The following is a 4,149-nucleotide window of genomic DNA, read 5'->3' as shown; positions in this document are numbered from 1 at the left end:
TGCCAAAATGCTTTGGGGGCGATCGCTTTGTAGTTCTGATAAACTACTCAAATGCTTGGGCAATTTACGACAAATTAGCCGTTCAAATTCATATGTAAAATGAGGATTCGGAGTGCCAATCCTCAGCCAGACGTTAAGAATATGTTCGATAGATACAGCTTTATAACGCCCTAAGTATAGAGCTTCAACAGTTGCCAATCCGATCCAACTGGCACTGTAGATTTCTAACCAAGAATTTAGTAGTTCCTGGGGATCTTTGCCCCCCAAATCAAAAGCATAACTATCGATTAAGGACTTGGCTTGTGCCAATGATAAATCTTGAGTTAGTTCAGTCATCGACCTCGGTTAAATATTTTAATAGTACGGCTTAATATCAATGCTATCTCGATCGCCCTGATAAATATTAACCGATCTATTCTAACGATTATATTTAGTTGATTCTAGTTTTGGTTGATACAATTAACAACTGTTCTAGAAAATCAATTTAGGCTTTAAACTTAAAGAGTTTATTTCAACCTTAGCTTACCCAAAAGAAAACTAAAAATTAACAATTACTTTAATTTTTATATTTCTAACTATTATTGATGCTTTTAATTGCTTCCAATAAGGCTTTGGCTTTATTTAAAGTTTCTTGATATTCAGTTTCGGGAACAGAATCTGCTACCAATCCCGCACCTGCTTGCACTGAAACCATACATTGATTTTCTTTATAGGGTTGGACGATTGCCGTCCGAATAGTAATAGCACTATTCAATTGACCTTCAAAATCGTAGTAGCCATAGACTCCCGAATAAGGACCTCTTCTTTCTGGTTCGAGTTCTTCGATAATTTCCATGGCTCGAATTTTGGGCGCACCACTAACCGTACCTGCGGGAAAGCAAGCTTTGAGCAAATCCCAGGCGGTTCTTCCTGGTTCTAATTCGCCAATTACGTTACTAACGATGTGCATTACGTGGGAATAACGTTCGATGACCATCAATTCATCAACGGTAACGCTGCCTTTGACGCAAACTCTACCAAGATCGTTACGTCCCAAGTCTACTAGCATAATGTGTTCTGCAACTTCTTTCGGATCTGCCAGCAAGTCTTGGGCGTAGGCATCGTCTTCGGCTTTGGTTTTTCCTCTGGGACGAGTCCCTGCAATGGGTCTGAGGGTAGCTTCTATTGTGCCATCCCTTTGAAGATCTGCTTTAACCATTACTTCGGGGGATGAACCAATTAACTGCCAGTCGTCAAATTGATAGTAACTCATGTAAGGAGAAGGATTAATCAGGCGCAGAGAACGATACAAGTCGAAGGGATGACCCTGATAAACCGTAGACAGTCTTTGGGATATAACTACCTGAAAGATATCTCCCGCACGAATATAATCCTTGGCTTTATTGACATTATCGCAGTACAGTTGCTTTTCCGTGTTGCTGCAATATACCAATCCCGAATCATCATCAGAATTATGGTTAGACTTCCATTCCAAAGCTTTAGCTTCTATGGGTAGGGGTAGCTGAAGCTTAAGAATCAATTTAGTAACGCGATCGCTAGCTTCTTGATACGCTTGTTCTAAACCAACTTCAGGGTCGCGCAAATCTGCATAGGAAATTGCCCAAATTTTGTTTTTGACGCGATCGAAAATAATTAAATTATCGATCTGCATCCAAACCCCATCGGGTAAATCTTCGGCGGTGGCTTTTTTAACAGGAACTCGCGGTTCGATCCAGCGAATTAATTCATAACCCCAAACTCCAAACAGACCACCAATACCAGGAGGAAGTTCGGGTAACTTTACGGGTTTAATACTTGACAAACAGCGATCACAAATCTCAAAAGGATTACCTTCAAATTCTTTAACACTACCATCTCGATGAGTTTGAGTAGTTTTTTCGCCTCTAGCTTCCAATACCCAAATCGGATCGCACCCCAAAAAACTATAACGACCGAGGGTTTCTTCTCCTTCTACCGACTCTAAAAGAAAATTGTATGGTTGACCCGCACAAACTTTGTACCAAGCCGATACGGGGGTTTCTAGGTCGGCAACCAACTCTTGATATACAGGAACAAAATTACCCTTGTGGGCAAGTTCGCTAAATTGAGTGAAATCAGGAAAAATCATTACTGTCAAAGATAAGGAATGAAGAATTAAGAATCGATCGCCTGGGTAAAACAGCACAAAAAAAGAAGGACTGGTAAGAAAACAATCCACCTTTCGTCCTTCCTAATTTTATCTGGTTGTTGTTACACTTCGTAAGGTGCTTTCCCAGAGAATTTGATAGTAGCAGGCTGAGGATTTTGACCGATACTGCGGTCTTTTTTGCCGTGATATTCACGACCTTCGTTCACTTTTTCGGGGAATACACCATCTGCGGGGTGCAAGTATTGAATCTCGCCATTAGGATATATGCGATAGATTTTATAATCTTGAATGCGTGGTTTAAAAGAAGTACGAAGTGCCTTACCCAATGCCAAACACTGTTCTTTACGAGCTAAATAAAGTAGGTTCTCACCTTCGTTCATAATAGCTGCACCACCAGTAGGCATTTCAAAGACTTGTTCTTTAGAACTAGTCCAAGTAATAGCGTATTTTTCTTCTACTTCTGCTTTTGTTAATAAACCCCCAGTACTGCCACCAAATTTGGGCATCTTACCAGAAAGGGTAATTGCTTCTGCCATGTTAATAAAAATCCTCAATTAAAGGTATTTACGGCATCCTATCATTCACGTCGGGACAATATTGTGAGTATGTCAAAAACTGTAACAGTTTTTAGTTCTGTAACTTTTTTTTAAGTTTATAGTTTCTAGTTTTTAGTTCTTAGTCACCTCTGCCTCCCCTGCTCCTTGTCACCATGCCCCCTAGTCTCCTAGTCTTTGCCGCTTTTAATCGGAATAGTAAAGTGAAAAATACTGCCCCGATCTTTGCCTGGAGATTCTGCCCAAATTTCGCCACCCCAATTTTTGACTATTTGTCGGCAGATAGCCAAGCCCAAACCAGTTCCTCCCGCGCTGCGTCTTAAAGCTCCTTCTTCTTGGTAAAAGCGATCGAATACGGTTTCTAGACTGCTAGTTTCAATGCCTCTGCCCGTATCGGAAACGGCAACTTCAATAGTTTTACCGCCGTTAGTTTTGACGGAAATCGCAATTTCACCATCGGGTTGAGTAAATTTACAAGCATTATCCAGTAGTTTGGCTAATACTTCCACCAACCATTCTCCATCTATTTGAATTAAAGGTAGATTGTCAGGAGTAGTCAGATTTTCAATCTTGGGTAAATCTAGACCATCATTACGAGCCTTGACGTTACTAATAGCTAGATCGATACATTCAGAAATAGATAGAGTTTCTAAATTCCATTCCACGCCACCCCCTTCTAAACGGGATAAAGTCAAAAAGTCTTGGACTAAATTGCGCATCCTTTCTGCATCGCTAAGGGCAGTGTCGAGCATAATTTCTCTTAACTCTTGAGGCATATCTGGCTCTGATGCCAAACTTTCCAAACATACTTGAATCGTAGAAAGGGGAGTACGCAATTCGTGACCGACAATTGCCACCAAATTAGAGCGCGTGCGGTCTAAAGCTTCTAGTTGTTCGTTAAGATCTTCTAAATCGGCATAGGCTTCTGCTTGAATTAGTGCCACTCCTATTTGAGTCGCGATCGCATCTACCAAAGCAATATCATCGGGTTTCCAAGCAATGGGGGATGGCTCGCAATGATGTAATTCTAAAATTCCTTGCAATCTACCATGATAAAAAATCGGCACGATCAACCACGAAGAAATAGCGTAGTTGTGAATTAAATTTTGAAAGAATTCCCTAGTACCTTTATTTTTCGCTAATTGGTTGACTCGTTCGTCTTCTAAAGTGTTATTGATACTAATTGTTTCTTTAGTAGCGATCGCTTCTTCAAACAGAGGATTATTTTCTAGTTGCCATTGTTGCCCCCTGACCGATCTAATCCCAGGACTGATAAATTCTCGATCTACGGTAGCTGTCGTGTCATCTTCGTGACAGCGATAAACAATACAGCGACAGACTCCAACCCCCTCCCCGAGTTTTTGTACCGCTACTTGTAAAATTTGCTTGGTATTTAGAGATCTCCTGTCTGCATCGGAGACGTAAATTAGCAAATGCTGTTTTTGTTGTTTGGCAGCCAAAGATTTA

General features: G+C 40.8%; 3 protein-coding genes and 1 pseudogene. All 4 read right to left on the bottom strand.

From position 1 onward, the window contains the following. Positions 1 to 336: pseudogene (locus tag AC33VI_RS12855) on the bottom strand (hypothetical protein); the annotation flags it as partial. A 235-nt stretch (positions 337 to 571) separates the two neighbouring features. Then, a complete protein-coding gene (gene trpE / locus AC33VI_RS12850) occupies positions 572 to 2,107 on the bottom strand; it encodes an anthranilate synthase component I (RefSeq protein WP_491782663.1) in 1,536 nt (511 codons plus the stop codon). A 122-nt stretch (positions 2,108 to 2,229) separates the two neighbouring features. Then, the gene (locus tag AC33VI_RS12845) at positions 2,230 to 2,664 is read right to left on the bottom strand and encodes a photosystem I reaction center subunit II PsaD (RefSeq protein WP_491782662.1); all 435 of its coding nucleotides are present in this window, start codon (positions 2,662 to 2,664) and stop codon (positions 2,230 to 2,232) included. A 188-nt stretch (positions 2,665 to 2,852) separates the two neighbouring features. Next, the coding region (locus tag AC33VI_RS12840) for a GAF domain-containing sensor histidine kinase (protein WP_491782661.1) at positions 2,853 to 4,149 on the bottom strand (1,297 nt) is incomplete at its 5' end.

It is taken from the genome of Waterburya sp., from assembly GCF_058530065.1.
This window is presented reverse-complemented; position numbering and strand designations above follow the sequence as displayed.